General features: G+C 66.8%; 4 protein-coding genes. 3 read left to right on the forward strand and 1 reads right to left on the reverse strand.

All coding sequences use genetic code 11. The features are described 5' to 3' along the window. On the reverse strand, nucleotides 1–693 hold a 693-nt coding region (locus tag JSV65_00460; GenBank protein UCH34861.1), incomplete at its 3' end, for a 3-isopropylmalate dehydrogenase. Nucleotides 694–905: 212 nt separating this feature from the next. Between JSV65_00460 and JSV65_00465 the strand changes: the two genes are divergently transcribed. The 3 genes from JSV65_00465 to JSV65_00475 form a co-directional block, all read left to right on the forward strand. After that, nucleotides 906–1,385, forward strand: coding sequence for a hypothetical protein (locus tag JSV65_00465; protein UCH34862.1), 480 nt, complete (start codon nucleotides 906–908; stop codon nucleotides 1,383–1,385). A gap of 65 nt (nucleotides 1,386–1,450) precedes the next feature. Further along, a complete protein-coding gene (locus tag JSV65_00470) occupies nucleotides 1,451–2,074 on the forward strand; it encodes a hypothetical protein (protein UCH34863.1) in 624 nt (207 codons plus the stop codon). Nucleotides 2,075–2,620: 546 nt separating this feature from the next. Further along, a partial coding sequence (locus JSV65_00475) for a hypothetical protein (protein UCH34864.1) occupies nucleotides 2,621–4,599 on the forward strand: 1,979 nt, incomplete at its 3' end.

Consider the following 4,599-nt stretch of genomic DNA (forward strand, 5'->3'; position numbering starts at 1 on the left):
CTCCGGGTTCTTGACCATCCACATCGTCGTCGCGTCAACATAGGCGTGGTCCTGCTCGATGTCGGGGTAGTCCGCGCCGACTTCCTTGAACGTGCGCTGCCACAGATCGTGGCCGTAGGTCAGGACATTGGCCTTGTCGCAGAGCGTGAGCTTCTTCCTACGGTTCCGCTTGCGCGTCAGCTCGTAGGCGAAGCGGATGACCCGTTCCGTGCCCTTGCGCGTATAGACCATCTCCTGCACCGCGACCTCGTCCGGCGTGCGCTTGTGCACGAAACCTCCGGCGCCGACGTAGAGGCATTCCGTGTTCTCGCGCACGACGATGAAGTCAATGTCCTGCGGGCCCTTGTCCTTGATCGGCGTCCACACGCCTTCGTAGAGCTTGATCGGACGGAGGTTGATGTATTGATCGAGGCCGAAGCGAAGCGCCAGCAGCAACCCTTGCTCCAGGACGCCGGGCGGGACGTCGGGGTGGCCGACCGCGCCGAGATAGATCGCGTCGAAGCCGCGCAGCTCGTCGAGCGCGCCGGGCGGGAGCACCTCGCCGGTGCGCAGGTATCGGTCGCCGCCGAAGTCGTAGGTGACGGTCTCGTATTTCATACCGGTGACGGACGCGGCGGCCTGGAGGACCTTGAGGCCCTCGGCGGCGACCTCGGGGCCGATACCGTCGCCGGGGATGACAGCGAGCTTGTGCATGAGCATCTCCTTGGAATCGCCTCAGCGGTGTGCCGGGAAGACCTGGCGATTATAGCACAAGGAAAACGAGCGGGGCAAAAGCGAGCGAGCCGGGCGCGGTGAAGCGGTGCTCAGCGCCCGCTTTGAGGTGACAAGCACGGCCTCTCAATCAGCGCCGCGTGTGGTAGAATATCGCTGACCTGAGAGTCTGCCGCAACGAGGCGCCTGCGGCCATGGAAGAGCGCAAGAAATACGAGTTCCTCGTCTTCCTGACGATCTACGTCGTGTTCATGGGCCTGATGCTGCCGGTGGCAATCAAGGGGCCGCAGGCGTTCATGAACGTGCTGCCGGCGCACTATCAGGGCGGCGTCAACACGCGCAAGGCCGAAGCCGAAGGTTACCAACCGGCGCCCTCACCCTTCACCACCCCGATCGCTCTCGTCGTCGCGTCCGGCGTCGTCATTCTCGTCGCGGCGGGCGGACTGTTGGCGTACGGCAAGCTGACGCGGCGCGACTACCGCGTGACGCGGCATGGACGCGCGGAGTGCGGCGGCAGGCTCGCGGATCGCCCGACGTGCCGGTACTACCGACCCACGCCCGCGACGGAATGCGTGTACTTCCTCGGCGCCGGTGACGAAGGGATGTGTGTGCGGCAGTCCGACGAGACGCGCGCGAAGAAAGGGGAGAGCACGCGCGTCAAAGCCGCGAGGTGAGGAACTGGTCAGCGTCGCGGAGGCAGGACATCGCCGGTAGCGTAATAGCTGGGCGGTGTAACTCGATGGATGCTTCTGAGTGGCGGCGAAGGCTGCAGGACGGCGAGCGGGTGCGGCTGTACCCGGGGGCCGTGCTCGTGGCTATCCCTATCCCTATAGCGACCGGTTTCGCGATAATGCTGCTGTGGGTGTGCTATGGGATTATCCGTCTCCTTGCCTTTGGCGTGCCGTTCAGCGAGGCCAACCCGCGCGACCCTGTGCTCTTGGTGCCCCTCGGCGCAGCGCCCTTGTGGCTTCTCCTGACCTGCTACCTATGGGGCACCGCGCTCTTCCCGGCGGTGCAGCTCTCGGGGGACGGCTTCGACTTCTGGAGCTGGCGGCGGCGTAGGACACACGTGAAACGCGCTAACATTGATGCGCTGGCGTGGTTCTACCCACCCGGCGGCCCAGGGAGAGACGTCGTCGCGAGTCTGTATATCCGCGTCGGTGCTAGCTCCTCGGGCCGCCCGCGGTGGATGCATATTGGCGGCAGCGCGTCGCGCATGGATCTCATGGAGTCGCTTGGCGAGGAGATCGTCGCCGTGTGTAGCCTTACCGGCCCGGTTGAGCGCAAGCGACGGTTCGGGGTCGAGACGGTGTGGAAACGGTTGGCGGAAGAGGATGTCCCACCCATCTCGCGGCTGTGCTAGAGCGCGGCGTCGTGGCGGGCGCTTTGTCGTCCGGGTGCTTGACGACGTCCGGGGGCTAAACTGGAAAGCCGGCCGACGAGAGCACGAGTGACTTCACGAAGCTGACCTGTCGGGTGTATCCGACTGCGTCCGCGCCGTCCTGGCGGTGAATCCAGCAGGGCGGCTTTGGCAGGCGCCTGATCTTCCCTATTCACGCCTCGAGGCAAGTGCACGCAGGTTGAGAACCTGCGTTACCGATGGTGTGGTTGGAGGGCGGGCTTGGGCACTTCGACCTCGCTCAGCGCAGGCAATCCCGCTCTACATCGCGCGGTTTGCGGCGCGGCCAAGCCATGCCACGGAAGCCCCGCCCCACACGGGGAAGCGAAGGTCTGTGCGTCCCCATCGGAGAACTCGGCCCGGGAGGCAACTCCAGTGGCCCGAGTCGCAGTTCCGGTGAGGCAGCGAAGTCGCGTGCAGAAAACGGGCGTTCTGCGCCTCGGGCTCTGCGCGCTCGCGCTCAGCGTCATCGCGAGCGTTCCATTATCGGCGGCAACGCAAGCGCCGCGCATGGGACTGCGAGTTGACTCGCGCGAGACCGACCTCACGGATTGCGTCATCGTTTTCCCAATGGACGAGTCCCGGCGGGCGTCGGCCGCAGGTCTCTTCGCCTGGCTGACTGCGCGAGGGCTGCGGCCCGAGATGATCCCCGCGTCCAAGGCGCTCGACGAAACCGGGCTGCGCATCAGGCCGGAGCTTCGCGGGCGCACGCTCCTCCTCATCGGCGACATCAACACCAACCGCGCCATGCTGCCGCTGTACGCGGGGTTCATGGATTTCACCGACGACTACCATCCCGGTCGCAGCGGCCACGTGGTCCGCACCGTCGTGAATCCCTTCGGCACGGGCGCCAACGCGATCGTGCTTGGCAGCAGCTCGTCGTGGGCGGCGCGGACGGCGGTGGAACGATTCATCGAGTTGGCCGGCGCTGGGGAAGGCCCGTGCGTCCCGTATCTCTGCGACATCGAACTGGATGCGGAAGCGAAGGAGGCGCTGGCGTTCATCGGGCCGCGCGACGCGCCGGCGGACGAGGCGGAGTTCGCCGGCCGCGATCCGTTCGACCTCGCGACGAAGCAGGCGTGGCAATACGCGCTGACCGGGGCGCGGCGGTGCGCGGTCGGGGCGCGGGTCGGATTCCTCGGGATGCTGGAGAACTCCGAGCGGCGTTTCATGGTGGGTGACTACACGCTTGAGCCGCTCGTGCGCGCGTGGGGGATGTTGTGCGACAGCGGGGTGTTCAGTCCGCAGGAAGTCGGCGAGATAGACGAAGGGTTTCTGCGCACGCTGATCGCGTCGCAGGACGAGTACTGGCGGGCGACGGACGGCAGCGGCATCGGCAGCCGGCATCAGACGATGGGGACGAGCGCGTTTCTGGCGGCGGTGCGATTGCTGCTGCGACGGGGAGCGCCCAATGCCGCCGCGCGGGAATTGCTGGAGCGGTGGCAGCGCGAATGCCGGGCGTACTTCGACAACGCGGTGACGACGTTCCACGATGATATCGAGGGGATGCCGAGCTACCACTCATTCCAGCCGGTGGCGAACTACGCGCTGGAGGAGGGCGTGGCGGAGTACTTTGGGATGCGGCCGGGTGGCGCAGACGCGGGGCTTGGCGCACGGCGAGGGCCTGTGACCCGCACCTCATCCCTCCCCCTGCGAGGGGAAGGAGGTGGTGAGCGGGCGCCGCTTGAGCTTGCGGTGCGGCGGGCGCTGGCGGCAACGGACAACCTCGGCTACTACTGCGGGACGGGGACCTATGAGGAGGCGCGGCCGGGAGCGGTGAAGGCGGGCATCATGCTCGGATACCCGCTGGCGATGGCGCAGTGCCTGAACCGCGACGGGCGGGCGCGATGGCTGCTGCGGCATTTCCAGGGCACGGGGGTCGGCACGTGGGGCCTGCTGTCGGCGTACGGCGCGCGCGCCTTCGCCGCCGGGCCGGGCGCGGTTCGCGAGCGCAGGCCGGACGAATGGTTGGGCGTGCTGACAGTGCCACTCGGGCGGTATCGTTACGACCGCTTGAGCCACGACCGCCGGTCCGCACGGGAGCGCGGGAAATGGTACACGACCGCGCCGTACGAGCGGACGTTCGAAAAGCTGTGTTTCCGTAATCGGTTCGACCCGGCGGCGCAGTACCTGGTGCTGCAAGGGCTGCAGGGGCTGGAGGCGGATAACGTCCCGCCCAGGGATGCGAACTCGATCATCCGCTACACGGACAACGGCCACGTGTGGCTTATCGCAAACACGGACCGCCAGGGCAACTTCTATCGCAATGCCGTGTATGTCAGCGACGGGACGAACGCAGAGCCGCAGCCGGCGGCGTGCGAGGCGGTGGCGGTGGCCGACTTCGGGCACGTCGGGATGACGGCGACGCGGCTGCCGGATTACTCCGGCGGCGACTGGACGCGGCATATCTTCTGGCTCAAGGGCAAGTACTTCGCGGTCGTCGATACGGTCAGGCTCCAACGCGATGGGCAATTCGCCGTGTTCTGCAC

Source organism: Armatimonadota bacterium (assembly GCA_020354555.1).
Lineage (GTDB): Bacteria > Armatimonadota > Hebobacteria.